This window comes from Guptibacillus algicola, assembly GCF_020171805.1.
GTDB classification, from domain to species: Bacteria; Bacillota; Bacilli; order Bacillales; family Guptibacillaceae; genus Guptibacillus; species Guptibacillus algicola.
Genome location: NZ_JAIVAF010000003.1, coordinates 877617 through 903508, shown reverse-complemented (window position 1 = coordinate 903508; position 25892 = coordinate 877617). Strand labels below are relative to the sequence as shown.

The 25892-nt window shown below is 41.9% G+C and carries 27 protein-coding genes; all 27 read right to left on the bottom strand.

The features are described from left to right. Positions 1-91: 91 nt before the first annotated feature. Positions 92-613, bottom strand: coding sequence for a ribosome recycling factor (gene frr / locus LCM09_RS12255; RefSeq protein ID WP_404800833.1), 522 nt, complete (start codon positions 611-613; stop codon positions 92-94). Positions 614-650: 37 nt separating this feature from the next. Next, positions 651-1376, bottom strand: a complete 726-nt coding sequence (gene pyrH / locus LCM09_RS12250; RefSeq protein WP_224882135.1) for a UMP kinase — start codon at positions 1374-1376, stop codon at positions 651-653. Positions 1377-1448: 72 nt separating this feature from the next. Further along, on the bottom strand, positions 1449-2330 hold the full coding sequence (gene tsf, locus LCM09_RS12245; protein ID WP_224882130.1) for a translation elongation factor Ts: 882 nt from the start codon (positions 2328-2330) through the stop codon (positions 1449-1451). A gap of 98 nt (positions 2331-2428) precedes the next feature. Then, on the bottom strand, positions 2429-3163 hold the full coding sequence (gene rpsB / locus LCM09_RS12240) for a 30S ribosomal protein S2 (RefSeq protein WP_224882129.1): 735 nt from the start codon (positions 3161-3163) through the stop codon (positions 2429-2431). A 228-nt stretch (positions 3164-3391) separates the two neighbouring features. Next, the gene (codY, locus tag LCM09_RS12235; protein ID WP_224882127.1) at positions 3392-4168 is read right to left on the bottom strand and encodes a GTP-sensing pleiotropic transcriptional regulator CodY; all 777 of its coding nucleotides are present in this window, start codon (positions 4166-4168) and stop codon (positions 3392-3394) included. 22 nt (positions 4169-4190) lie between these two features. After that, positions 4191-5585, bottom strand: a complete 1395-nt coding sequence (gene hslU / locus LCM09_RS12230) for an ATP-dependent protease ATPase subunit HslU (protein WP_224882120.1) — start codon at positions 5583-5585, stop codon at positions 4191-4193. 30 nt (positions 5586-5615) lie between these two features. Next, entirely contained in the window at positions 5616-6155 is a 540-nt protein-coding gene (hslV, locus tag LCM09_RS12225; RefSeq protein ID WP_224882118.1) for an ATP-dependent protease subunit HslV, read from the bottom strand. 20 nt (positions 6156-6175) lie between these two features. After that, positions 6176-7081: a tyrosine recombinase XerC gene (gene xerC, locus LCM09_RS12220; RefSeq protein ID WP_224882116.1), complete on the bottom strand. Its 906-nt coding sequence runs from the start codon at positions 7079-7081 to the stop codon at positions 6176-6178. 62 nt (positions 7082-7143) lie between these two features. Beyond that, positions 7144-8448 (bottom strand): FADH(2)-oxidizing methylenetetrahydrofolate--tRNA-(uracil(54)-C(5))-methyltransferase TrmFO, encoded by a 1305-nt coding sequence (gene trmFO / locus LCM09_RS12215; protein ID WP_224882114.1) that lies wholly within the window; start codon positions 8446-8448, stop codon positions 7144-7146. Between the two features lie 15 nt (positions 8449-8463). After that, positions 8464-10536 (bottom strand): type I DNA topoisomerase, encoded by a 2073-nt coding sequence (gene topA / locus LCM09_RS12210; protein ID WP_224882112.1) that lies wholly within the window; start codon positions 10534-10536, stop codon positions 8464-8466. A 71-nt stretch (positions 10537-10607) separates the two neighbouring features. After that, a complete protein-coding gene (dprA, locus tag LCM09_RS12205) occupies positions 10608-11384 on the bottom strand; it encodes a DNA-processing protein DprA (RefSeq protein ID WP_224882110.1) in 777 nt (258 codons plus the stop codon). Between the two features lie 189 nt (positions 11385-11573). Next, positions 11574-12482: a succinate--CoA ligase subunit alpha gene (sucD, locus tag LCM09_RS12200; protein ID WP_224882102.1), complete on the bottom strand. Its 909-nt coding sequence runs from the start codon at positions 12480-12482 to the stop codon at positions 11574-11576. Positions 12483-12498: 16 nt separating this feature from the next. Then, positions 12499-13659, bottom strand: coding sequence for an ADP-forming succinate--CoA ligase subunit beta (gene sucC, locus LCM09_RS12195; protein WP_224882100.1), 1161 nt, complete (start codon positions 13657-13659; stop codon positions 12499-12501). 207 nt (positions 13660-13866) lie between these two features. Continuing rightward, on the bottom strand, positions 13867-14037 hold the full coding sequence (locus LCM09_RS12190; RefSeq protein ID WP_224882098.1) for a hypothetical protein: 171 nt from the start codon (positions 14035-14037) through the stop codon (positions 13867-13869). A gap of 61 nt (positions 14038-14098) precedes the next feature. Further along, positions 14099-14881: a ribonuclease HII gene (rnhB, locus tag LCM09_RS12185; protein ID WP_224882096.1), complete on the bottom strand. Its 783-nt coding sequence runs from the start codon at positions 14879-14881 to the stop codon at positions 14099-14101. A 50-nt stretch (positions 14882-14931) separates the two neighbouring features. Continuing rightward, a complete protein-coding gene (gene ylqF / locus LCM09_RS12180) occupies positions 14932-15786 on the bottom strand; it encodes a ribosome biogenesis GTPase YlqF (RefSeq protein WP_224882094.1) in 855 nt (284 codons plus the stop codon). 11 nt (positions 15787-15797) lie between these two features. Next, on the bottom strand, positions 15798-16361 hold the full coding sequence (gene lepB / locus LCM09_RS12175) for a signal peptidase I (RefSeq protein WP_224882092.1): 564 nt from the start codon (positions 16359-16361) through the stop codon (positions 15798-15800). 174 nt (positions 16362-16535) lie between these two features. After that, positions 16536-16880 carry a 50S ribosomal protein L19 gene (gene rplS / locus LCM09_RS12170; RefSeq protein WP_224882090.1) on the bottom strand — a complete coding sequence of 115 codons (345 nt, stop codon included), beginning with the start codon at positions 16878-16880 and terminating at the stop codon, positions 16536-16538. Positions 16881-17005: 125 nt separating this feature from the next. Next, positions 17006-17743, bottom strand: coding sequence for a tRNA (guanosine(37)-N1)-methyltransferase TrmD (gene trmD, locus LCM09_RS12165; RefSeq protein WP_224883004.1), 738 nt, complete (start codon positions 17741-17743; stop codon positions 17006-17008). 1 nt (position 17744) lies between these two features. Then, positions 17745-18263: a ribosome maturation factor RimM gene (gene rimM / locus LCM09_RS12160; RefSeq protein WP_224882089.1), complete on the bottom strand. Its 519-nt coding sequence runs from the start codon at positions 18261-18263 to the stop codon at positions 17745-17747. Between the two features lie 22 nt (positions 18264-18285). Continuing rightward, positions 18286-18675, bottom strand: a complete 390-nt coding sequence (locus LCM09_RS12155; protein WP_224882080.1) for a YlqD family protein — start codon at positions 18673-18675, stop codon at positions 18286-18288. Positions 18676-18781: 106 nt separating this feature from the next. Next, the gene (locus LCM09_RS12150; RefSeq protein WP_224882078.1) at positions 18782-19009 is read right to left on the bottom strand and encodes a KH domain-containing protein; all 228 of its coding nucleotides are present in this window, start codon (positions 19007-19009) and stop codon (positions 18782-18784) included. An 80-nt stretch (positions 19010-19089) separates the two neighbouring features. Beyond that, the gene (rpsP, locus tag LCM09_RS12145; RefSeq protein WP_224882076.1) at positions 19090-19362 is read right to left on the bottom strand and encodes a 30S ribosomal protein S16; all 273 of its coding nucleotides are present in this window, start codon (positions 19360-19362) and stop codon (positions 19090-19092) included. Between the two features lie 84 nt (positions 19363-19446). Continuing rightward, positions 19447-20796, bottom strand: coding sequence for a signal recognition particle protein (gene ffh / locus LCM09_RS12140; protein ID WP_224882074.1), 1350 nt, complete (start codon positions 20794-20796; stop codon positions 19447-19449). Positions 20797-20808: 12 nt separating this feature from the next. Beyond that, a complete protein-coding gene (locus LCM09_RS12135; protein ID WP_224882073.1) occupies positions 20809-21138 on the bottom strand; it encodes a putative DNA-binding protein in 330 nt (109 codons plus the stop codon). Positions 21139-21242: 104 nt separating this feature from the next. Next, complete coding sequence (gene ftsY / locus LCM09_RS12130; RefSeq protein ID WP_224882072.1) at positions 21243-22235, bottom strand: signal recognition particle-docking protein FtsY; 993 nt, start codon at positions 22233-22235, stop codon at positions 21243-21245. Between the two features lie 18 nt (positions 22236-22253). Then, complete coding sequence (smc, locus tag LCM09_RS12125) at positions 22254-25817, bottom strand: chromosome segregation protein SMC (RefSeq protein ID WP_224882068.1); 3564 nt, start codon at positions 25815-25817, stop codon at positions 22254-22256. Positions 25818-25892 lie beyond the last annotated feature (75 nt).

Below are 25892 nucleotides of genomic sequence, written 5' to 3'. Positions count from 1 at the left end.
TGCAAATCCTCCATTGTGTCACTTACTTAACAAAAAAACCCCCTGTGGGAAAAGAGGGTCCTTTTATTATCTTATTTTACATGTTATTGAATTAGACTTCCATGATTTCTTTTTCTTTGTCTGATGCAATGCTCTCAGCTTCACCAACATATTTATCTGTAAGCTTTTGCACTTCGTCAGTGTTACGACGTAGCTCATCTTCAGTAATGTCGCCTGCTTTTTCTTTCTTCTTCAGCTCATCGTTAGTATCACGACGGATGTTGCGGATAACAACCTTACCATCTTCAGCATACTTCTTAACTAACTTCACAAGCTCTTTACGACGTTCTTCAGTAAGAGCTGGAATCGTAATACGAATGACGTTACCATCATTTGAAGGAGTTAAACCAAGATCTGATTTTAGGATAGCTTTTTCGATATCTCCGATTGCTGACTTATCATAAGGCTGAATAAGAAGCATACGAGCTTCAGGAATTGAAATTCCAGCAAGTTGGTTTACTGGAGTAGGAGCGCCATAGTAGTCAACTTGAATCTTATCTAGTAAAGAAGCATTGGCTCTTCCAGCTCTTAGTGTTGCTAGCTCTTTTCTTAAACTAGAGATTCCGTTCTTCATACGTTCTTCAGCATTTTTCAAAATTTCTTCTGGCATCTTAATTTCTCCCCTTTACTACTGTTCCAATTTCTTCGCCACAAACGGCACGTTTAATGTTGCCTTCTTCCATAATCGAGAAGACCACAAGTGGAATATCATTATCCATACATAGTGAAGAAGCTGTAGAATCCATTACCGCTAGACCTTCTTTAAGTACATCGAGATATGATAGAGTTTCATATTTCTTCGCTGTTGCATCAACGGTAGGGTCTGCTGAGTAAACACCATCTACGTTGTTTTTCGCCATTAGGATTACATCAGCTTCGATTTCAGCTGCACGCAACGCTGCAGTTGTATCTGTAGAGAAGTAAGGATTACCTGTACCTGCTGCGAAAATAACAACACGTTTTTTCTCAAGATGGCGAATTGCTTTTCTTCGAATATAAGGTTCTGCTACCTCTTTCATTTCGATCGACGTTTGAACTCTCGTTTCAACGCCAATTGTTTCTAGACTATCTTGCATCGCTAGAGAATTCATTACTGTTGCTAGCATACCCATATAATCTGCAGTAGCACGGTCCATACCCATCTCACTGCCTACTTTACCACGCCAGATATTGCCACCGCCAACTACGACCGCAACTTCAACACCCATTTCGTGGATCTCTTTAATCTGGCTAGCAATCGACTGAACGATGGAAGGTGAAATACCAAGTCCTTCTCCACCTGATAATGCTTCACCGCTTAATTTTAACACAACGCGTTCATACTTGGCTCCGCTCATATTAACCCTCCAGCATGTTTATTCTATCCTTGCTCTTGAAAAATAGGGAACACATCGTGTTCCCTATCGGTATTACTTCTTCACTTGAGACATAACTTCTTCAGCGAAGTTATCTTCGCGTTTTTCCATGCCTTCTCCAACTTCGTAACGGATGAATCCTTTTACAGAACCACCTTTAGATTGAACATACTTCCCAACTTTTTGGTCAGTATCTTTAACGAAAGCCTGATCTACTAGAGAGATCTCTTCGAAGAATTTGTTTAGACGGCCTTCTACCATCTTTTCAACAATGTTTTCTGGCTTTCCTTCGTTAAGCGCTTGTTGCTTAAGTACTTCACGCTCACGTTCAATCTCTTCAGCAGGGATTTCATCGCGAGAAACGAAACGAGGGTTTACTGCTGCAGCGTGCATTGCAACGTCTTTTGCTGCTTCTTCGTCAGTTGTACCTTCAAGAAGAGTCAATACGCCGATACGGCCGCCCATGTGAAGGTAAGAACCGAATGCATCAGCATCAGTTTTCTCAACGATTTGGAAACGACGAAGTGAAATCTTTTCACCAATCTTAGCGATTGCGTTATTTAAGAATTCTGTAACAGTTTGTCCATTTTCCATTTTGCTTTCAAGAGCTGCTTCAACAGACTCTGGGTTAGACTTAAGGATGTGAGAAGCAATGTCGTTGATAAGCACTTTGAAGTTATCGTTTTTCGCAACGAAGTCAGTTTCAGAGTTGATTTCAGCGATTACAGCTTTGTTACCTTCAACTACGATAGCTGCAAGACCTTCTGCTGCTACGCGATCAGCTTTCTTAGCTGCTTTAGAGATACCTTTCTCACGAAGCCAGTCGATTGCCTTGTCCATGTCACCGTCGTTTTCAGTTAGTGCCTTTTTGCAATCCATCATACCTGCGCCTGTTTGGTCGCGCAATTCTTTTACCATTTTTGCTGTTACTGCCATTAGTAATTCCTCCTTGGTTTATGATATGTAAACATACACTGTTGGTTAAAAAAAGGTGATAAAGGGGTAGAGTTCCCCTTTATCACCCCTTTGTGTTCTTATACAGATGTTTCTTCAGTTTCAACTGCTTCTGCTTCTGCCTCTTCTTCTTCTACTTTGCTAACTTCGATAACAGCGTCAGCCATTTTAGCAGTAAGAAGTTTAACAGCGCGGATCGCGTCGTCGTTACCAGGGATCACATAATCTACTTCATCAGGATCACAGTTTGTATCTACGATTGCAACGATTGGGATGTTAAGCTTACGTGCTTCCGCAATTGCAATACGCTCTTTACGAGGATCGATAACAAACAATGCGTCCGGGATACCGTTCATGTCCTTGATACCACCAAGGAATCTTTCTAGACGGTCCATTTCCTTCTTAAGAAGAATAACTTCTTTCTTAGGAAGTACATCGAATGTGCCATCTTCTTGCATTTTTTCAAGACTCTTCAGACGGTTGATACGCTTTTGAATTGTTTCAAAGTTCGTAAGCGTACCACCCAACCAACGTTGGTTGATGTAGTATTGACCAGCACGGATCGCTTCATCTTTAACAGATTCTTGCGCCTGCTTTTTCGTTCCTACGAATAGAACTTTACCGCCGTCTTGAGCGATTTCGCGTACAAAGTTGAATGCTTCTTCAACTTTCTTCACTGTTTTTTGAAGGTCGATAATGTAGATACCGTTTCTTTCAGTGAAGATATAAGGTTTCATTTTTGGGTTCCAACGACGAGTTTGGTGTCCGAAGTGTACCCCAGCTTCTAGAAGCTGTTTCATAGAGATAACTGCCATGATAAATCCTCCTAATGGTTTTTTAGCCTCCGCTTGCATCGCTTTCGAGAAAAACTGCAAATGCAGCACCGTTTCCCAAATCAACAAGCGTGTGTGTTTAACACCGTTGATTAATATACCATATTGTTTTCATTGCCGCAAGCGAGAAATCAAAATTTCCGCATTTGCCTTGTTCTTGCATTTTAGCTTACTCCAATAAAAAACTCCGGCAGTGCCGGAGTCATATCATTATTGAGTCTTAAGTTTTGATAGCTCCACCAAAAACTTATCGTTAAGAACTTTGATGTACGTACCCTTCATACCCAGTGAACGAGATTCGATAACACCCGCACTCTCAAGCTTTCTTAGCGCGTTAACGATAACAGAACGAGTAATACCTACTCTGTCAGCAATTTTACTAGCAACTAGTAAACCTTCGTTACCCTCAAGCTCTTCAAAGATATGCTCGATCGCTTCAAGTTCACTATAAGATAGAGATGAGATCGCCATTTGAACAACCGCTTTGTTTCTTGCTTCTTCTTCGATTTCTTCTGCTTTCTCATGAAGAATCTCCATACCTACTACAGTAGCTCCATATTCTGCTAGAAGTAGATCGTCATTCGAGAACGAATCACTAAGGCGAGAAAGAATCAGCGTACCAAGACGCTCTCCTCCACCAACGATCGGCACGATTGTCGTTAAGCCTTTTTCAAAAAGGTCACGGTTTTCTACTGGAAATGCAGTATATTCACTTGTGATATCCAAGTTTGAAGACGTTTCGTTAATATTAAATAGATTCTGAGTGTATTCTTCAGGAAACTGTCTTTCTGAGAACATTTTCTTCATACGCTCATTTTCGATCTCTTGGTTGATTGCGATACCAAGAAGCTTCCCTCTACGACTAACAACATAAACGTTCGCAAGAATTACGTCACGAAGCGTTTCTGCCATGTCTGTAAAGTTCACGGGTCCTTCTGATTTTTGTAGCATTCCGTTAATTTTTCTTGTTTTCTCAAGTAAGTTCATCTTTTTTGTCCTCCTGCGTGTGTTATAAGATATATTGACTTAGGTCACGGTTTTTAGCTATAGTCGCTAATTTTTCTTCAACGTATTCTGGTGTAATTGTAATGCTTTCTAAATTAATATCAGGAGCTTCAAAGGAAAGATCTTCAAGAAGCTTTTCAAGAATCGTATGAAGTCTTCTCGCTCCAATATTATCTGTGTCTTGATTTACGTCGGCTGCAATTGTTGCAATTTTATAAATAGCATCGTCAGAAAATTCAACTTTAATACCTTCAGTTTCTAATAATGCTGTGTATTGCTTCACAAGTGCATTATCAGGTTCTGTTAATATTCGCTTGAAGTCATCAACATTCAAGCTTGATAACTCTACGCGAATCGGAAATCTACCCTGTAGCTCCGGTATAAGATCTGATGGCTTAGTCATGTGAAACGCACCGGCAGCGACGAATAGAATATGGTCTGTTTTTACTGGTCCATATTTGGTTGTTACAGTTGACCCTTCTACGATCGGAAGGATGTCGCGCTGTACTCCTTCTCGAGAAACATCAGCAGATTGCTGACTCTTTCCTGCAACCTTATCAATTTCGTCAATAAAAATGATACCCGTTTGTTCCGTCTTCGAAACAGCATCCTGTGATACTTCATCCATATCGATCAACTTAGCCGCTTCATCCTGTGTCAAAACCTTTCTGGCTTCAGCTACAGTAAGCTTTCGTTTCTTTTTCTTCTTAGGCATGATGTTACCTAGCATATCCTGCATATTCATGCCCATTTGCTCCATACCTGAACCTTGGAACATATCCATCATCGATTGATTCTGCTCTTCCACTTCAACAGTAATCATTCTATCTTCTAATTCACCTAGAGCTAACTGATGAGCGATTTGCCTTCTCTTTGTCGCGATATTTTGGTCTTCAGATGACTGCTGTTCACTGCTATCATCTTGGCCTTGATTACCAAAAAACATTTCGAGTGGGTTTTTGTACTGTGATTGTTTCTTAGCAGAAGGTACGAGTAATTCTACGATGCGTTTGTTCGCATTTTCCTCTGCCTTATCTTTTACTTGCTCCATCCGATCTTCCTTCACAATTCGGATCGATGTCTCGACTAGATCTCTTACCATCGATTCAACGTCGCGACCAACGTAACCTACTTCGGTGAACTTTGTCGCTTCTACTTTAATGAAAGGAGCATTCACAAGTTTCGCGAGGCGTCTAGCGATCTCGGTTTTACCAACACCTGTCGGCCCAATCATCAAGATGTTTTTTGGATTCACTTCATCTCGTAACTTATCGCTCAAAAGACCTCTACGGTATCGATTTCTTAATGCAACAGCGACTGCCTTCTTCGCATCATTCTGCCCTACAATATATTGATCTAGCTTCTCGACAATCTGACGAGGTGTTAATGGATTAGACATATGATCGCCTCCAATGATACTAATTTATAACTACAAGGATTCAACGACAATCTGATCATTAGTATAGACACAAATTTCTGCAGCGATTTGCATCGAAGCCTTCGCGATTTCTTCAGCACTCTTGCCTTCACTATAACGCTTCAATGCTCTTCCTGCTGAAAGTGCATAATTTGATCCAGAGCCAATGGAGAGAATACCATCGTCAGGCTCGATCACTTCACCAGTTCCTGAAATGAGCAATAGCTGCTCTTCATTCATAACGATGAGCATCGCTTCAAGTTTTCTTAATACCCTGTCACTTCTCCATTCTTTTGCAAGTTCAACTGCCGCACGTTGAAGATTACCACCGAATTCTTCGAGCTTACCTTCAAACTTCTCAAAAAGGGTAAACGCATCGGCTACTGATCCAGCAAAACCGGCAACTACCTTACCATGAAAAAGTCGTCTTACCTTCTTAGCAGTATGCTTCATGACAACTGCATTTCCAAACGTTACCTGGCCGTCTCCAGCCATCGCACATCCTCCATTATGTTGAATAGCAAATATCGTGGTTGCGTGAAAGTCTCCCATAAGTTCCTCCTCCCGAGCAGTTAAGCTCTTGGGTGATGGTTCATATATATATTTCGCAAACGATCGCCCGTCACATGGGTGTATATTTGCGTAGTCGAAAGGTTCGCATGCCCTAACAGCTCTTGAACTGACCTTAGATCAGCTCCCTCATTAAGCAGGTGAGTTGCGAAGGTATGCCTCATGACGTGTGGACTAATATGTACATGCATCGAAGCTTCTTCAACAATACGATTCAAGATTGTTCTGACGCCGCGCGCCGTTAAACGCGCCCCTCTAAAATTCAAGAATAGAGCTCTGGTAGAGTCTTTCTCCTTTGATAGAAGTTTATTACGGCCATCGTTCATGTAATGGTTAATTGCATCGATCGCAAAACTTCCAATCGGAACATATCTTTCTTTACGACCTTTTCCGATGACAAATATGGTGCCAATGGAAAAGTCGATATCTTCTATATCAAGCGCTACACATTCACTCACCCGAATCCCACATCCGTAAAGGACTTCAAGTAACGCTCTGTCTCGTTGACCTAACGCCGTAGTGGAATCTGGAGCATCAAAAAGTTGATCAAGCTCCTGTGTGTATAAAAACTGCGGAAGTCGTTTCTCTTGCTTCGGAAGTGAACTCATCGTAAAAGGATTTACTTCTACAATCTCCTCTCTCAAAAGAAAACGATAAAGGCTGCGTAATGTTGAAATTTTCCTAGCTGCGGTTTTTCTTGCAAAGCCTTGTTCATGCAACTGAGTTAGATAGATCCTAACATCTGCATAAGAAACAGCAGCAAAGACATCGATAGTCTGCTGCTTCATGAAGTTCTGAAAATGTTCTATATCCTGCAAATAACTAGAAATCGTATGAGGCGAACAATTCTTTTCAATCTGAAGATACTCCGAGAAAGACTGCACATACCTCTTTTGATTATTATCCATCCTTTATCACCTCAAAAGGCTTCTAAATCGTATCACAATTTAGAAGCCTAAGCAATAGAAATTTACAATGTTTTTTTAAAATTCTGAATTGTTTCCAACGCACGATTGGCAATCGTTTCATTTCGTTCTTTTTTGTTCTTAATACGCTTCTCAAGCGGTGGAAAAAGTCCGAAGTTAGCGTTCATCGGCTGGAAATTGTCTGGGTTAGCAGTTGTGATGTAGTTCGCTAAACTTCCGAGAGCTGTTTCTTCTGGGAATACAACCGTTTCTTCGCCACTCATCAATCTCGCAGCGTTAAAGCCTGAGATGAGTCCAGCTGCTGCCGACTCAACATACCCTTCTACACCTGTCATTTGACCAGCGAAGAATAGGTCGTCACGATCTCGATACTGATAAGTTGGTTTTAATAGATTCGGTGAGTTGATAAACGTATTACGATGCATCACACCATAGCGCACAATATCAGCATTCTCAAGTCCAGGAATCATACGGATCACTTCTTTTTGAGGTCCCCATTTGAGATGTGTTTGGAAACCAACGATGTTGTACAACGTACCTGACGAGTTGTCTTGACGAAGTTGGACAACTGCATACGGTCGCTTACCTGTCTTTGGATCCTCAAGCCCTACTGGCTTTAGTGGACCAAACGTCATCGTTTTCTGTCCTCGTTGCGCCATTACTTCAATCGGCATGCACCCTTCAAAGAAGATTTCTTTTTCAAATTCCTTCAACGGCACAGTTTCTGCAGATATAAGAGCTTCATAGAAACGATTGAACTCTTCCTCTGTCATCGGACAGTTCAAGTAAGCAGCTTCACCTTTGTCATATCGAGACTTTTTATAGACTTTGTCCATATCGATACTTTCAGTTTCGATAATAGGAGCTGCAGCATCGTAAAAATATAGATACTCTTCGCCTGTTAATGCTTTAAGCTGATCTGATAGATCTTTTGACGTTAGTGGGCCAGTCGCGATAATTGCAGGTCCCTCGGGAATTGTTGTGAATTCATCTGAAAACACGGTTACATTCGGGTGACCCTTAACATACTCCGTTACTTTAGCAGCAAATTCATGTCGATCGACCGCTAATGCACCACCTGCTGGTACAGCACATTCATCAGCAGCCTTAATGATGACAGAATCCATTTCACGCATCTCTTCTTTTAACACACCCACAGCATTTGTTAGTGTATTCGCTCGAAGAGAGTTACTACAAACAAGTTCTGCAAATTTGTCAGTGTGATGCGCCGGCGTTTGTTTCTTTGGTCGCATTTCATACAAATGTACATTTATACCTCGCTTGGCTAGCTGCCAGGCTGCTTCACTTCCCGCAAGCCCAGCACCTATTACCGTCACGTGATTACTCATTCCAAAAACCCCTTACTAGTTTTCTTCTTCAACGAAATCACAGTTTACGCACTTGATTTCTTTCTTTTTCTTCGTTTTCTTTTCAACAAGCATGTCTCCACATTTTGGACACGGTCGCTTGATCGGTTTATCCCATGACAAGAAATCGCATTCTGGAAAACGGTCACACCCGTAGAACAAGCGATTCTTTTTACTTTTTCGTTCCACAATGTTACCTTCTTTACATTTCGGACAATCCACACCGATTTCTTTTAAGATCGGCTTGGTGTTACGACAATCAGGGAAATTAGAGCACGCCATGAATTTCCCGTAGCGTCCCATCTTGATGACCATCGGCGAGCCACATTTCTCACAATCTTCGCCTGCCGGCTCGTCTTTGATCTCAACTTCCTGCATTTCTTCTTCTGCTACCTTTAGACGCTTACCAAAGTTCTGATAAAATTCGTCTATTACAGAAATCCATTCTGCCTCTCCATCCTCGACTTTGTCAAGGTCATTTTCAAGGCCTGCAGTAAATTCAATGTTGATAATATCTTCAAAGAACTCGAGGATGAGCTCAAGAACAATTTCACCAAGCTCTGTAGGAACGAATTTACGATCCTCAAGCGCTACATACCCTCTTCGCTGAATCGTATCAAGTGTCGGAGCATACGTAGAAGGTCTTCCTATTCCAAGCTCTTCCATCGTCTTAACGAGACGTGCTTCAGAATAACGCGGTGGTGGTTGTGTAAAGTGTTGGGTTGGATCGATGTCCGTCGATGATACATCCATTCCTTCTTCTAGATCAGGAAGCATCTTATCATCTTCTTTTTTGTTATCATCGTTTCCTTCCACATATACCTTCATGAAACCTTTGAACTTTACTTTTGAACCTGTTGCTCGGAACGTTGCACCGTTATTATCAAGATCGACGCTCATCGTGTCCATGATAGCAGGAGCCATTTGACTTGCAACGAATCGCTCCCAAATCAATCGATACAACCGAAGCTGATCACGTTTTAAGTACGCCTTCATTTCGGTTGGGTTTCTCATGACGGATGTAGGTCTGACAGCTTCGTGAGCATCCTGGGATTTTCCTGATTGTTTCTTTGCAGGTTTTTTACCCGACAAGAACTCTTTACCGTATTTTCCTTCGATGTATTCACTTGCTTCGCCCTTAGCTGTATCTGAGATTCTCGTTGAGTCTGTTCTCATATACGTGATCAGACCAACAGTTCCCTGTTTCCCTAGTTCGATACCTTCATATAACTGCTGTGCGAGCATCATCGTTTTCTTAGCTCTAAAGTTAAGCTTTCGTGCAGCTTCTTGTTGAAGGGATGATGTTGTAAACGGTTGAGCTGGATTTCGCTTGCGTTCCTTTTTTTGAACAGATTGGATACGGAACTGATCCCCTTCCATTCGATTCAGCACGTTATCAACTTCTTCACGCGATGAAAGGTCCGTCTTCTTCCCTTCGATTCCATAGAAACCTGCTTCAAAGTTTTCGCCATCTTTTTCAAATGAGGCTTTGATCTTCCAATATTCTTCTGCCTGAAAGTTTTGGATTTCTTTTTCTCGTTCAACAATCAAACGAACCGCTACAGTTTGAACTCTTCCTGCGCTTAGTCCTTTTTTTACTTTCTTCCAAAGTAAAGGACTGATGTTGTAACCTACAAGTCGATCTAGAACTCTGCGTGCCTGTTGTGCATCCACAAGATCCATGTTGATCGCTCGCGGTCGTTTAAATGCATCCTTTACCGCATCTTTTGTAATTTCATTAAATACTACTCTGCATTCTTTATCTTCATGAATTTTTAAGCTGTGTGCTAAATGCCATGCAATCGCTTCCCCTTCGCGATCGGGGTCGGCCGCAAGATAAACTTTCTTCGCCTTTTTTGCAGCATCTTTGATTTCTTTCAGCACAGGCCCTTTCCCGCGTATTGTAATATATTTAGGAGCATAGTTGTTTTCAACATCAACGCCCATCTGACTTCTGGGTAAGTCGATCACATGACCCATCGATGCTTTCACTTTGTATTTTTTCCCTAAATATTTTTCAATTGTTTTTGCTTTAGCGGGAGATTCAACAATAACTAGATAATCTGCCACAGTAAGTTTCCTCCCCCCATTTGAGGTAATTTTAAAATCTTCACCATTATTAAATATTCAAAACTCTTTTGTCAAATAGTGCTAACTACTTTTTCTTGAAATTCATCGTACTCAGAAAGGATATCTTCGCTATTTAATATGAGTTTTGCACCTTGTTGAATCAATCGGTTCGTCCCCACTGAATTCATGTCTGTCAACCTTCCAGGGAGACAATAGACATCCCGACCTTGTTCAATTGCTTGATCTGCTGTTATGAGAGAACCACTTTTCTTTTTCGCTTCCACAATAAATGTACCTTTTGATAATCCGCTTATAATGCGATTTCGCTCTGGAAACTGAATTCGTTCCGCCTTACGGTGAGGCGGATACTCAGTTAAGAGCAATCCATCCTTCGCGATATCGGTTGCAAGCTCTATGTTTTCTCTAGGATAAATATGTTTGAACCCAGAACCTAGTACAGCAACTGTTCCTGATCGGTGACGAAGTGCTAGACGATGAGCCAGTGTATCCACACCACGTGCTAGACCACTGACTACTGTAATGTTCTGTTGTACAACTGGAGTCAGTACAACGCCCATACAAGCCTCTGCATGTGAGGACGGATAACGAGTCCCTACGACACTCAAACTTGGTGTGTTGAGTAAACGAATGTTTCCAATACAGTAGATGACCCACGGTGCATCATAAATATGCGTCAAACTTTTTGGGTATTCTTCATCAAAACGTGTGATGACTTTCATTTCACCGAATCCATTTATCTTCCATGGTTTCGTCACATGCAAATCACGATAAAAGCGAGATGCACTTCGAAAATCAAGCCCAAAATTCGTTAACGTAACAGCAGACATATCATATATGCTTTGAAGCGTGGGGTCAAATGTTAAAAAAGATCGGATCACTTTCCAGTTTGCGCCTTCACAATGATGTAGTTGGATCAGCCTGCTTCTGAACGTCCTCACTACACTTCTCTCCAATCAAAAAATTTATGCTATTTTTTATGTATAAGAGAAATAGCTCCCGACCGGGAGCTATTACCTTTACGCCTTATGTGTTGTACATTTCTCTAGCAAGCCTTTTGTTTCTAAAACTGAAATCAGTGTATCACCCATTACTGCAGGAGTAGGAGCAACTTTGATGCCTGCTGATTCCATCGTTTTGATCTTCTCGTCAGCAGTACCTTTACCACCAGAGATAATGGCACCAGCATGGCCCATACGTTTTCCTGGAGGTGCTGTTTGACCGCCGATAAAGCCAACAACAGGCTTCGTCATGTTTGCTTTAACCCACTCTGCTGCTTCTTCTTCAGCCGTACCACCGATCTCACCGATCATGATAACTGCATACGTATCTTCATCTTCATTAAATGCTTTCAATACATCGATAAAGTTCGTACCGTTAACTGGGTCGCCTCCGATACCTACTGCAGTAGATTGTCCAATTCCTGCTTCAGATAGCTGATGCACAGCTTCGTACGTCAACGTACCAGAACGGGAGACAACTCCTACATGGCCTTTCTTATGGATATATCCAGGCATGATCCCAATCTTACACTCATCCGGCGTAATAACACCAGGACAGTTCGGTCCAACAAGACGGGTTTTCTTCCCTTCCATATAACGAGTTACCTTCACCATATCGATTACAGGAATACCCTCTGTAATACAGATCGCGATATCCATTTCAGCATCAACAGCTTCCATGATTGCATCTGCAGCAAATGCAGGTGGCACATAGATTACTGACGCTGTAGCGCCTGTTTGATTAACAGCTTGTTCAACCGTATTGAAAACCGGAACGCCTTCGATTTCTGTTCCGCCTTTTCCTGGTGTTACCCCACCTACGATTTTAGTACCATACTCTAGCATCTGTTGAGTATGAAATAAACCAACTGAACCGGTAATACCTTGAACGATAACTTTTGTATCTTTATTAATGTAAACGCTCATTCCTAGTCCCGCCTTTCTACTTAACTAATGAAACAATTTTTTCTGCGCCGTCTGCCATTGATTCAGCTGCAGTTATATTTAAACCTGAATCTTTAAGGATTTGTTTCCCTAGATCAACGTTTGTACCTTCTAGTCGAACGACAAGCGGAATTTCAAGCCCAACTTGCTTCGTCGCTTCGACTACACCTTCAGCAATAACATCACACTTCATGATTCCACCGAAGATGTTTACGTAGATACCTTTAACATTCTGATCAGAAAGGATGATCTTGAATGCTTCTGTAACTTTCTCAGCAGTTGCGCCGCCCCCAACGTCAAGAAAGTTAGCGGGATCGCCGCCATAATGTTTAATAATATCCATTGTAGACATAGCAAGACCTGCGCCATTTACCATACAACCGATATTACCTTCTAGAGCAATATAGCTGAGCTCGTATTTTGAAGCTTCAATTTCCTTCGCATCCTCTTCATCAAGGTCACGCAGCTCAAGGATATCCTTATGGCGATAAAGCGCATTTGGATCAAAGTTAAGCTTTGCATCGAGCGCCATTACATTGCCATCACCCGTAGTAACTAGCGGGTTGATTTCAGCAATAGAAGCGTCTTTTTCAATGAAGGCTTTGTAAAGACCAAGCATGAACTTCACTGTCTTATTCAACATTTCTTTTGGAATGTTGATGTTGAATGCTAGTCTTCTAGCTTGGTAGCCTTGAAGACCTACAGCAGGATCGATCACTTCTTTGAAGATTTTCTCTGGTGTCTTTTCTGCTACTTCTTCAATTTCAGTTCCGCCTTCTTCAGAGGCCATCATAACTACGCGAGAAGTCGCACGATCGACAACTAATCCAACATAATATTCATTCTTAATATCGCAACCTTCTTCGATAAGTAAGCGCTTTACTTCCTTACCTTCAGGACCCGTTTGATGAGTAACGAGTGTTTTACCGAGGATTTCCTCAGCATATGTACGAACTTCGTCGAGGTTCTTTGCAATCTTTACCCCACCGGCTTTGCCTCGACCACCAGCATGGATTTGAGCTTTCACTACATAAACGCTGCTTTCTAATTGTTTAGCAACATCTACCGCTTCTTTAGCGGAATAAGCAACTTGTCCATTTGGGACTGAGACCCCATAATTTCTTAGGACTTCTTTTCCCTGATACTCATGGATATTCATTCTCTTGTCCTCCTATCCTACTCAATCAAGTCATTGACGACGTTTTCATTGTATAGAAAATTCCCACCGCTTGTCTACCCCTTTGCACAAAGTACCTATTCTTTACAGTAAATTAATAAAGGAATATAACGAATGTTTGCTTCTTTTTTACGTTTTATCTCAATCATAAAAAACTGCCGAGGTTCTCTCGACAGTCTGCCCTGCGTATTATTTGCGGTCTTCCTGCTCTTTTTCACCAGGCGATTTCTTTTCCTGCTCACGCTTCTGGTGATCAGTCACAGTTAACTCTCTTGCTGCAGCAGGCGTGTAGACGCCGAACTCCTCACCAGCTTCTTCATAATACGAGTCACTTTTCTCGGGGTGTAATCGATCATTCACTTGGCTCTTCTCCTTCTCAGTAGAATAATCATAGTATCAACAATCTAATGGTATTCATTCATCAAAACATGCCCAATCGTTCTCTTACTGGCGCAAACGTTTTCCGATGCACGTCGGTCACACCATGCTGATCAAGAGCGGATAAATGTTCTTTCGTACCATACCCTACATGTCTTTCAAATCCATACTCGGGATATTTGCCTCCGAGCTTTTCCATCATACGGTCACGCGTAACCTTCGCTACGATCGATGCAGCTGCGATGCTAATACTCCTTGCGTCCCCTTTTATTAGAGACTCTTGCTCTACCGGAAGTGGGAGCTCCATAGCGTCCACAAGTAAAAAGTCAGGTGAGTGAGAAAGAGCGGCAACCGCTTTTTGCATAGCCTTTTTTGATGCCTGATAGATATTGAACTCATCGATTTCTTCAGCACTCATAACGCCTACTCCAACTGAAATAGCCTTTTCAAGAATGGCATCATATAATTCATTCAGCTTTGGTGTTGACAGCTTTTTGGAGTCTTGAAGACCATAAATCGGTTTCTTCACATCTAATATCACCGCAGAAGCCACTACAGGCCCTGCTAACGGCCCTCTTCCCACTTCATCGACTCCTGCTATTGCTTTGAAGCCAGAATCGTTGTACCGCTTTTCAAAGACGCTCATATCATTATGTAACTGAATGACTTTTTCGAATTGCGCTTTCTTTCTGAGCTCTTTTGCTATAAGATCTTTCACACCTTTTCGCTCATCACGCTGAAACGCAATCCAATCTTCTTCTGAATACCGCCCCTCTAAGAGGATCTCCTTAATTTCACTAATCGTTTTCTTCGGATTTCCGCTCACAACGTTCCCTCTTTCTTTACTTAAAAATAATAAAAAGGCAAGGCTTCGCCTTACCTTTCCTCAGTAGGTGTCTCGAGAGTAAGATCGCCAAGTTTTCCGCTTCGCAGTTCCCTTAGAACTGTTTCAGCAGTCTTGTCATAATCGATCCAGCCACCGCCTAATAAAAAGCCTCGCTTTTTACCAATCTCGTCAAATAATTCTACGATATCTTCTGGGATATGATCTAACTTATAACGTTCCATTAGTCTGTTTGGATAGTGCTCACTGAGAAAATTAAGAGTAAATACGGCAACATCTTGAAAGTCTAATATTTCATCTTTAATCGCACCGGTTGCAGCAAGCTTATAACCTGTTTTCTGATCTTCAAACTTTGGCCAGAGGATACCTGGTGTATCGAGTAGGTCCATCTCTTTTCCTACTTTTATCCACTGTTGTTTCTTCGTTATACCTGGTCGATCACCTGTTTTGGCGATTTTCTTCCCCGCAAGCCTATTGATCAATGTAGACTTTCCAACGTTCGGGATACCAAGAATCAACGCACGCACTGCGCGCGGCTTCATTCCCTTTTCTACCATACGTTCGAGCTTATCACTAACGAGTTCTCTCGCTGCAGCAGGAATCGATTTTACACCTTTACCTGTCTGAGAGTCTATCGGAAGCGCTTTATGACCTTGCTCGTGGAAATACTCTTTCCATTCCGCTGTTTTCTGATCATCCGCCATATCAGCTTTATTTAAGAGGATAAGCCTCGGTTTAGAAGAAACGATCTCGTCGATCATTGGGTTACGAGAAGATAGTGGAATTCTGGCATCCACAAGTTCAATTACTACATCAATCATTTTAAGCTTTTCGGTTATCTCCCTACGTGCTTTGGCCATATGACCGGGAAACCATTGAATCGTCATGCAATCTCCACCTATTCCATTACTTGAATATCTGTAAGAGGCCAGAATACGATGTTAGCCTCACCAATAACTTTATCTTTAGACACAAAACCGATCGAGCGGCTGTCCTTACTATGTTGACGGTTATCTCCCATAACGAATAAGTGACCTTCTGGAACAGTCGTCTTACCCGTTAAGCCGTTCAGATCAAAGTCATACGTTAAATTACCTGAAAGTAAATCATTCTTTGCTGTATCAAGGTATGGTTCCTTTATAAGCTCACCGTTCACATAGAGATTGTCGTCTTTATACTCGATTTCATCTCCAGGTAAACCAATAACCCGCTTAATATAATCTCTTCCTTCTAAAGCTTCAAAGACTATGATATCAAAGCGTTCAGGTTCACCAATATTATAACTTATCTTGTTAACAATCATTCGATCACGATCATGTAATGTTGGCATCATGCTCTCCCCGTCTACAACGATGGGAGCGAATATAAAATAACGAACAGCTCCAGCGAGAATAAAAGCGATAACGAGCGCCTTTATCCAATCCCAAGAATCTTTTTTCTCCCCTGTTTTCTGACTGCCCATGTTCGTTCTCCTCCTATGATGGATATTTCCGGAATCAATAATTCCCCTTAATAACCGCTCACAAACTTACCTATATGTACCGTATATTTTACCACAGCAATATGTGTGTGGACATCCAATAGAATAGAAAAAAGGAGCCTGACAACGCAAGCTCCTTTTTCATAGATAACATTATTATCGAATTTCTTTAATACGAGCGGCTTTACCACGAAGTGCACGCAAGTAGTATAGCTTAGCACGGCGAACTTTACCGCGACGAACTACCTCAAGCTTAGCAACTTTTGGTGAATGTACAGGGAATGTACGCTCAACTCCAGTTCCGTAAGAAATCTTACGTACTGTGAATGTTTCGCTAATTCCGCCACCACGTCGTTTAATCACAACACCTTCGAATACCTGAATACGCTCACGAGTGCCTTCGACAACTTTAACGTGAACTTTAACAGTATCCCCTGGTCGGAAATTCGGAAGATCCGACTTAAGCTGTTCTTTTGTGATTTCCTGGATTAACTTGTGCATCAAGTAACCCTCCTTCCACACAGATGCTCTTATAAATAATGGTGCATTACAGCGGAACATCGTAATTCATGACTAATGCCACAAAAAATATCATAGCATAGCAGGTTTTAGATTACAAGGGAGAATCAATTAGATTCTTCTTTAATTTCGTTAAGAAGTTTCTGCTCTTCTTTTGAAAGCTCTTTAGATTCAAGTAAATCTGGTCGCCTTGTCCACGTTCGTCTTAGGGATTCCTTCAAACGCCATTTCTCGATAGCCGCATGGTTTCCAGATAGGAGAACCTCCGGAACATCATGACCTTCGTATGATGAAGGGCGCGTATAATGTGGGTGCTCGAGCAATCCACTGCTGAACGAATCCATGGGTGCTGAGCTTTTATTGCCTAAGACACCCGGAAGCAGTCTAGTGACACTGTCGATTATGACCATGCTAGCAAGCTCGCCTCCGGTCAATACGAAGTCACCAATTGAGATTTCATCTGTGATCAGGTGCTCTCGAATTCTCTCATCGTACCCCTCATAGTGTCCACATACGAATATAAGGTGTTCTTCACTAGCAAGCTCTTCTGCTTTAGCCTGAGTGAACCTTTCTCCTTGAGGACACATTAGGACGACGCGAGGAGGCCTTTCTGATGTTTGTGATAAGGATGACACCGCATCGAATACAGGCTGTGGAGTCAGGACCATACCAGCTCCACCCCCATATGGATAATCATCTACGTTCTTATGCTTATTCGTACTATACTCTCTGAAGTTCGTTACTCTGTAAGAAACAGCGCCACTATCCTGCGCACGCTTCAAGATAGAGTGATTGAATACTCCCGTAAACATCTCAGGAAACAATGATAGTACATCGATCTTCATCTTAATCACGGAGCCCTTCCATGAGATGTACAATCACTTCACCTTTTGTGAGATCGACGCGTTTAACCACTTGAGAAATATACGGAAGAAGTAAATCTTTCCCACCATTCGATTGTTGTACGACCCATACGTCGTTTGCTCCAGGCGATAGAATTTCTTTAATCTTTCCTAGATACTCCCCTTCGTCTGAGTGAACTTCTAGTCCAATGATATCTCGATAATAAAATTCATCGTCTTCTAACGTACCAAGCTGCTCTTCCTTAATCTTTAGGATTCCCTCTTTCAAGTGCTCCACCTCATTCAATGAGTTTAACCCTTCAAATGTTAGCAGATTAAACTGCTTGTGCTTACGGTGTGAGCGAACGACTAATTGAATCGGCTCCTCGCTTTCCTTAAATAGGTAAAGCGTATTTCCTTCTGCATAGCGCTCTTCCGGAAAGTCCGTCCTAGAAATGACGCGTACCTCGCCTCGAACACCATGTGTATTTACGATCTTTCCAACATTCAACCATTGTGTCATGATGTATGTCCTTTCATGTAAACTATGGGGTTATGCTCTCTACAATCCCATCTTTTATAATAATTTTACCTTTTTGCTCAGCAGCTTTCCACTCATCCCCTACTTCGATACTCTGAATCGCATCGACTTCACCTTCGTGAAGTTCACTTTCAGGAGGTAGCTGCTCGATTTGTTCTACTTTATATTCAAGGAGTGAGATCTTCTCATTCCTTGTATGAACTTCTTTATCGAATTGCTCAGCGATCCATTCTTTATCAGACGGCCGTTTCTTCTGTAATCGCTTCTTCTCAAATTGAAGTTGTTCACATTCTTGAGCAAGTAAAGCAACTTCCTCTTCCCACTTATCTATATAAAGAGCTCGACTCGATTCCGTCAACAGCTGCTTCACTTCGAATTTTTTTATGATGTTCATTTCAATTGACCTCCATAGTATAGAGGGATTTTTAAAAAAGTTAACTATGTAGAACACGGTGCCTCACTTCACCATGAAACAACAAAAAAGAGGAGTACGCCTCCCCTTATACGATTTCAAGCTGTACACGCGTGCTTGATTGCACTGCAGCTGCATTCATTACTGTTCGAATGGATTTTGCTACTTTTCCGTTCTTACCAATCACTTTACCAGTGTCATTCGTATGAACATGGAGCTTATAAGTGACCTCTTTTTCTCCACGTAGTTCCTCAACAACAACCTCGTCAGGATGATCGACAAGAGCTTTAACAATCGTTTCAACTAGATCCTTCATACAACCCCACCTTTTTTAAGATGATGGAAAATGATACACCAAAGGAGGCTTTACTATAAAGCCTCCCCCACGGTGTCAAATTACTTTTGGTTTTTTGCGTTGTGTAGCTTTTCCATAAGACCTTCTTTAGAGAAAAGGTTACGTACTGTATCGGAAGGCTTAGCGCCTTTTAGCATCCAATCAAGAGCTTTTTCCTCGTTAAGTTTAACGTCAACAGGATTAGCAACCGGATTATAAGTTCCGATTTCCTCGATGAAACGTCCGTCACGAGGAGCACGAGAATCTGCAACAACTACGCGGTAATAAGGGTTTCTTTTTGCACCCATACGCTTTAAACGAATTTTAACTGCCATGTGTTTCACCTCCAAAAAATACTCACATAAATAAATATAATATCATAAATTATCACTCTTGTACAGAGGAAATTTATTTCGTTTTTATTGCATGAATGGGAAATTCATGCCCTTGCCTTTTTTCTTACCACCTTTGGACATGTTAGTCATCTGCTTCATCATTTTCTTCATCTCTTCAAATTGCTTCAAGAGACGGTTGACGTCTTGTACAGATGTGCCACTACCGGTAGCAATTCTTTTCTTGCGGCTCGCATTGATCACATCAGGCTGTTCTTTTTCAAGAGCAGTCATCGATTGAATGATTGCTTCAACCCGACCGATTTGTTTTTCATCAACGCTGACGTTTTTCATCGCCTTCTTGTTCATCCCAGGAATCATATCCATCAATTCATCAAGTGGGCCCATACTACGAACCTGTCCAAGTTGGTCGAGAAAGTCATCGAACGTAAAGCTCATCGTTCTCATTTTCTTCTCGAGCTCTTTTGCTTTGTCTTCGTCCACTGAAGTTTGTGCTTTTTCGATAAGAGACAGCACATCTCCCATCCCTAAGATTCGGGATGCCATCCGTTCAGGATGGAATGGTTCGAGTGCATCAAGCTTTTCACCCATACCAGCAAACTTGATCGGTTTGTCGGTAACTGACTTAATTGAAAGTGCAGCACCCCCACGCGTATCGCCATCAAGCTTTGTAAGAACAACACCAGTAATATCTAGTGCGTCGTTAAAGTTTTCGGCAACATTTACCGCGTCTTGACCAGTCATCGAGTCTACTACTAGGAAGATTTCATCAGGTGTTACTGCTTCTTTTACGTCCTTAAGCTCTTGCATAAGATTTTCATCAATATGCAGGCGACCGGCCGTATCGATCAGTACATAATCCAAATGTTCTTCCTTCGCTTTTTCGATCGCTTTGCTAGCTATTTCAACCGGACTAACTTGGTCGCCCATTGAAAACACGGGCATACTTAGCTGTTTTCCGATCGTTTCTAGCTGATCGATCGCAGCGGGACGATAAATATCGGCCGCAACGAGTAAAGGTTTGCGATTGTGCTTCTTTCGTAAGTGGTTTGCAAGCTTCCCGACGGTCGTCGTTTTACCCGCACCCTGTAGACCAGCCATCATAATAACAGTTGGCGGACGGTTTGATACTGCGATCTTACTTTGCTCTCCGCCCATAAGTGCAGTCAGCTCTTCATTAACAACCTTAATGACCTGCTGACCTGGCGTCAGGCTTTTCATTACTTCCTGCCCTACAGCCCGCTCTTTCACTTTATTAATGAACTGCTTCACGACTTTAAAGTTTACATCCGCCTCAAGTAAAGCTAACCTTACTTCACGCATCATTTCTTTAACGTCAGCTTCAGTAACTTTCCCTTTGCCGCGAATTTTCTGCAGGGTACCTTGCAGTCGGTCGGCTAAACCTTCAAATGCCATGTTTGCCGCCTCCTAATCCAGTTTTTCGAGAGATTGTATCAATGTTAGAGCGTTCGAGGTTGAATCTCCTTCCTTGATTACTTTTGTAAGTTGCTCAAGGAGCTCTTGACGTTTGTTGTACCTCTCGAATAGCAATAGTTTTGCTTCATATTCTTCTATCATTTGTTCCGTTCGCTTAATGTTATCATAGACAGCCTGCCGGCTAACTTGAAATTCTTCTGCGATCTCACCAAGGGAGTAATCATCCAAATAATACAATGCCATGTAATTCCGCTGTTTCGGAGTTAAAAGCGACTGATAAAAGTCAAATAACGAATTCATTCGCATTGTTTTTTCGAGCATTGGTAGCACCCCCTCGTGTTAAGGCAATCACCTTTACGTTAAATATACTACTATGCGTAAAATCATTTGTCAAGATTTTTTCTTAACACAATGTTTTAGTGATTTTACTCTTCATTTTCACCATCTTCTTCGATGATCGAGGAGAAGAGTCCATAGACGAATGTATCAGCGTCAAACTCCTGTAAATCATCCATTTGCTCACCAAGCCCAACAAGCTTAACAGGGATGTCCAGCTCATGTCGAATAGCTAATACGATTCCACCTTTCGCCGTTCCGTCAAGCTTCGTAAGCGCAATACCGGATACATCAGTCGATTGACTAAACTGTTTCGCCTGACTCATCGCATTCTGACCAGTTGTTGCATCTAGCACTAGAATGACTTCATGTGGTGCATTCGGGATCTCTTTCTGGATGACGCGCTTCACCTTTTCAAGTTCATTCATGAGGTTCACTTTGTTCTGCAGGCGTCCAGCCGTATCACATAGTAAGATGTCAGCTTTACGTGACTTCGCAGATTTCACGGCGTCAAACACAACCGCAGCTGGGTCTGAACCAGCCTGATGCTTCACCACATCCACACCTACGCGTTCGCCCCATACGTCAAGCTGTTCGATCGCACCCGCTCTAAACGTATCTCCAGCAGCTAAGAGAACCTTCTTGTTTTCTTGCTTGAATTTATGGGCAAGTTTTCCGATCGTCGTTGTTTTACCTACACCGTTAACGCCAACGAACAAGAAGACCGTTAATTCATCTTCTTGAACATTTAACGAATTGTCTTCATCTTTATGAAGAAGCTCAGCAAGCTTTTCAGAAATAACACTCTGAAGCGCTTCTGTGTCTTTAATGTTTCTTGTTCTTGCTTCATCCTTCAAAACATCGATCAGATCCATCACAGTGGCGACACCAACGTCAGCACTGATTAATAGTTCTTCTAGTTCTTCGAAGAATTCTTCATCGACTTTCCGATAATTTTTCACAAGGTCATTCATTTTTGTAGAAAACGATGTTCTCGTTTTCTCGAGTCCATCTCTAAATTTCTCTGTTACATTATCCGATTGCGTCGAAAACTTGTCTTTTAACTTTTTGAAAAAGCTCATTGAACTACCCCCACTGTCTTATTGCGAAATTAATTGTTTTGATTCTTCAAGCCTAACAGATACGAGCCTTGAAACTCCCGACTCTTGCATGGTGACACCATAAAGGACGTCAGACTCTTCCATCGTACCCTTACGGTGTGTGATCACGATAAACTGCGTCTTCTCACTGAATTGTTTTAAATACCTTGCGAACCTGTTCACATTTGCATCGTCGAGTGCAGCTTCTACTTCATCTAGCACACAGAATGGAACAGGGCGTACTTTCAAAATGGCAAAGAGTAGAGCGATCGCTGTGAATGCTCGTTCACCGCCAGAAAGGAGCGCAAGATGTTGAAGCTTCTTACCTGGTGGTTGGGCAAGGATATCGACTCCAGTCGATAAAAGGTTTTCCGGGTCGGTTAATACAAGATCCGCCTTCCCGCCTCCAAATAATTCTTTGAACACTTGTTGGAATTGCGTTCGAATCTTCGTGAATGTCTCTTCGAACCGTTTCTTCATTTCCTGATCCATTTCATCTATTACAGTATATAGTGTGTCTTTCGCCTGCAACAAATCCTTCTGCTGTTCGGTTAAGAATGTATAACGCTCATTCACGCGCTCAAACTCATCGATCGCACCTATATTAACCGTACCAAGTTCATCGATCTCAAGCTTGATTAACTTCAGCTTCTTCTTCGCTTCACTCGCGTCCATGGTAAGTACGTGCTTTTCTTTCGCGGCTTCGTACGTTAACTCATACTCTTCACTTAGCATCGTCAGGCGGTTTTCGAGTTCTACATCAAGACGGTTCACCTGTACTTCTGCAGCCTGCAAAAGGCCAGATAACTGTTTTTCTTCTGCGATCAACGATTCATGTGCTGTGCTGATCTTCTCGATGGTCAGTTGACGAGATGTTTTCACTTCCCTCTCGTCTTGAAGAGACACCAACAGGTTGTCCTTTTCATCACGAAGCTTCTGTATATTCTCATCTAGTTTCTCTTCCCCAGTTGAATTAGAAGACATCGCCTCATTGAGAAGCTCGTGCTCTTCCGTCGTTTCATTCAACTGAGTCTTGGTATCCTGCTGTTCTGAAGATAGTCTCTCGAGTGTTTCTTTCTGGTTTTGGAACGACTGCTGATGTTCAGCCACCTTCACTTTCAATTCTGTGATTTCCGATTGTATCGTTTCTTTGGACGTTTGCTGGGATTGCTTCTTAAGTGTTAAAGCTTCGATTTTCTTCTCTAACACTTCTGCTTGCTCTGTAATTGCTTCGAGACGTTCTGATAAGAAAGTACTACGCTTCTCATGGGTTTCTTTTTCTTCCTCAATCGCACTTTTCTCACGGTCATACAGTTGAAGACGTTCGTTCGTGTTGCGCTCTTCCCCTTCGATTCCTCTGTAGTCGCCAAGAAGAGACTGCTCTTCTAGTCGAAGATTCTCCCCATGTTCTCTCATCGTTTCAAGCTCAGTTTCAAGTTTCTCTAGTTCAGCTTTGTCATGTTGGATCTCTTTTTCAACGCCTAGCGTTTTCTTTTCCATATCAGCTAGTTTACTTTCTAACAGATCAAGTTCACGCTGCCTGCTTAATAGGGAAGTAGACTTTTGCTTCACACTTCCTCCACTCATCGAACCACCTGGGTTCACCACATCGCCTTCAAGCGTAACGATACGGTTTTTGTACTGAACGATTTTTGCTAGCTCGTTCGCACCTTTCAAGTCATTCGCAACGAGGACAGATCCTAACAGGTTCTCTAAGACGTTAGAATACTTTTGTTCAAATTGAATTAAATCCGAAGCTACACCGACAAAGGCTTCGTGTTTTTTTACACGTTCTAAATCATAACCAGAGATCTTTCTAGACTTAATGACCGTTAATGGAAGGAAAGTCGCTCGGCCAGATCGGTTTTTCTTTAAGAACGCGATCGCTCCTCGACCAGCTCGTTCATCGGAGACAACTACACTTTGCATAGCTCCACCAAGAGCTGTTTCAATCGCGGTTTCTACTTGTTTCGGTACCGTGATTAGTTCAGCGACAGCACCTTCTATTCCTTCAAGGTCATTTCTTGCCTTCAGTACTTCTTTTACCCCTTGGTAGAACCCAGCATAATCTTCCTGCATTTCTTCAAGCATCTGTTTCTTCGAGCGGTGCTGCTGAATATATTGATACGCTTGATAGAGCTTCGATTCTTTTTCACCGAGAGCTTTTTTCTTTTCTTCAACATCATGCTTGCTTTTATAAAATGCTGAAACATGAGCTTCAAGCTTCTTCTTCGAATCCTTAAGTTGATTCGAGATTTCATTCTTTTTCTCATCAACAACCGTTCGTTGCTGAATGAACTTGTGGTTGTCATCATCTAATCGTTTCTTACGCTGCGAGAGAACAGTCAGCTGATCTTGAAGATAGCGATTTTCGTTTCGAATCGATGCTTGCTCGTTCAACAGCTCGAAGTAATCTGATTTCATGCGATCTAGTTCTTGTTCGATGTCCTGCTCAACATCTGCAAGAAGCTCAGTTTCTTTCTTCAGCTGGTTTTTCAACTCGGCTAACTCACTCTTCTGGCGTTCAAAACGACTACGATGATGAGCGATCTCTTTTTCATAATAGCTTTTCTTTTCTTGCAGAAAGCTAATTCGTTCTTTTAGGTTCTCTCTGTTTTGATGAGCATTCTTCTTTCGTTCTTTCAGGACTTCCCTTTTACCTTCTAGCTTTTCAAGCTCTTCACTCGTATCTAAAAGGGTTTGTTGAAAACGTTCGATATTAGTTTCTGCAGAGAGGAGTTCTTGTTTCGCCTCCTCGAGCTCCTGCTTCTTTACTTGAACGGCTTCTGAGACTTCATGCTCTTTCTGTTTCAAATCGTCTAATTCAGCAGATTTTTTCTTCCATGCGGCATGAAACTCCTCAATTTCGTGAACGGTAAGAGCGGTTTCGATCTTCTCTAGCTCTTCCCTTTTCTCAAGGTAGTCTTTTGCAATGGACGCTTGGATTCTTAGAGGCTCCACCTGATCTTCTAGTTCATAAAGGATATCTTCCACACGATAAAGGTTATCGGCCGTTTCTTTTAATCTAGCTTCCGCTTTATGTTTTCGAGTCTTGTATTTCAAAACTCCTGCTGCCTCTTCGAATATTTTCCTGCGCTCTTCAGACTTGCTGCTCAGGATCTCTTCGATCCTTCCCTGTCCAATAATGGAAAACGATTCTTTCCCAAGCCCTGAGTCCATAAATAACTCTATGATATCTTTAAGCCTGCACGTCTGGTTATTCAACAGATATTCACTATCACCAGAGCGGTACACTCTCCTAGTTACGCTTACTTCGTTATATTCTATAGGAAGGTATTGATTATGATTATCTAATGTTAACGTTACTTCCGCAAGGTTCACCGCCTTACGAGATTCACTTCCTGAGAAGATGATATCTTCCATCTTCGATCCTCTGAGTGACCTGGCAGATTGCTCACCTAGCACCCATCGAATGGCATCATTTATATTACTTTTGCCGCTCCCGTTAGGACCGACAACTGATGTAACTCCTGGAACAAACTCAACTGAAATTCGATCGGCAAATGATTTAAAGCCGACTACATCTAATCGTTTGAGGAACATCAATTTTTCCCCCTCATCTGTTTCATATCTATGTAAGTAAAAAGTTATGCAATGCTAGCACTAACTGCCTTATTT

Coding starts and splice junctions, on each gene's coding strand:
- codY (WP_224882127.1), bottom strand. CDS start 4,168: ATGAACTTACTTGAGAAAACAAGAAAAATTAACGGAATGCTACAAAAA.
- tsf (WP_224882130.1), bottom strand. CDS start 2,330: ATGGCAGTAACAGCAAAAATGGTAAAAGAATTGCGCGACCAAACAGGC.
- rplS (WP_224882090.1), bottom strand. CDS start 16,880: ATGCACAAGTTAATCCAGGAAATCACAAAAGAACAGCTTAAGTCGGAT.
- sucD (WP_224882102.1), bottom strand. CDS start 12,482: ATGAGCGTTTACATTAATAAAGATACAAAAGTTATCGTTCAAGGTATT.
- xerC (WP_224882116.1), bottom strand. CDS start 7,081: ATGGATAATAATCAAAAGAGGTATGTGCAGTCTTTCTCGGAGTATCTT.
- trmFO (WP_224882114.1), bottom strand. CDS start 8,448: ATGAGTAATCACGTGACGGTAATAGGTGCTGGGCTTGCGGGAAGTGAA.
- trmD (WP_224883004.1), bottom strand. CDS start 17,743: ATGAAGATCGATGTACTATCATTGTTTCCTGAGATGTTTACGGGAGTA.
- rimM (WP_224882089.1), bottom strand. CDS start 18,263: ATGACACAATGGTTGAATGTTGGAAAGATCGTAAATACACATGGTGTT.
- ylqF (WP_224882094.1), bottom strand. CDS start 15,786: ATGACGATTCAATGGTTTCCCGGTCATATGGCCAAAGCACGTAGGGAG.
- hslU (WP_224882120.1), bottom strand. CDS start 5,585: ATGTCTAATCCATTAACACCTCGTCAGATTGTCGAGAAGCTAGATCAA.
- LCM09_RS12150 (WP_224882078.1), bottom strand. CDS start 19,009: ATGAAGGATCTAGTTGAAACGATTGTTAAAGCTCTTGTCGATCATCCT.
- frr (WP_404800833.1), bottom strand. CDS start 613: ATGAAGAACGGAATCTCTAGTTTAAGAAAAGAGCTAGCAACACTAAGA.
- smc (WP_224882068.1), bottom strand. CDS start 25,817: ATGTTCCTCAAACGATTAGATGTAGTCGGCTTTAAATCATTTGCCGAT.
- ftsY (WP_224882072.1), bottom strand. CDS start 22,235: ATGAGCTTTTTCAAAAAGTTAAAAGACAAGTTTTCGACGCAATCGGAT.
- rpsB (WP_224882129.1), bottom strand. CDS start 3,163: ATGGCAGTTATCTCTATGAAACAGCTTCTAGAAGCTGGGGTACACTTC.
- ffh (WP_224882074.1), bottom strand. CDS start 20,796: ATGGCATTTGAAGGTTTAGCCGACCGACTGCAAGGTACCCTGCAGAAA.
- sucC (WP_224882100.1), bottom strand. CDS start 13,659: ATGAATATCCATGAGTATCAGGGAAAAGAAGTCCTAAGAAATTATGGG.
- dprA (WP_224882110.1), bottom strand. CDS start 11,384: ATGTCTGCTGTTACGTTAACGAATTTTGGGCTTGATTTTCGAAGTGCA.
- LCM09_RS12135 (WP_224882073.1), bottom strand. CDS start 21,138: ATGCTCGAAAAAACAATGCGAATGAATTCGTTATTTGACTTTTATCAG.
- rpsP (WP_224882076.1), bottom strand. CDS start 19,362: ATGGCAGTTAAAATTCGTTTAAAGCGTATGGGTGCAAAAAGAAACCCT.
- pyrH (WP_224882135.1), bottom strand. CDS start 1,376: ATGAGCGGAGCCAAGTATGAACGCGTTGTGTTAAAATTAAGCGGTGAA.
- LCM09_RS12155 (WP_224882080.1), bottom strand. CDS start 18,675: ATGAACATCATAAAAAAATTCGAAGTGAAGCAGCTGTTGACGGAATCG.
- lepB (WP_224882092.1), bottom strand. CDS start 16,361: ATGGGCAGTCAGAAAACAGGGGAGAAAAAAGATTCTTGGGATTGGATA.
- hslV (WP_224882118.1), bottom strand. CDS start 6,155: ATGGGAGACTTTCACGCAACCACGATATTTGCTATTCAACATAATGGA.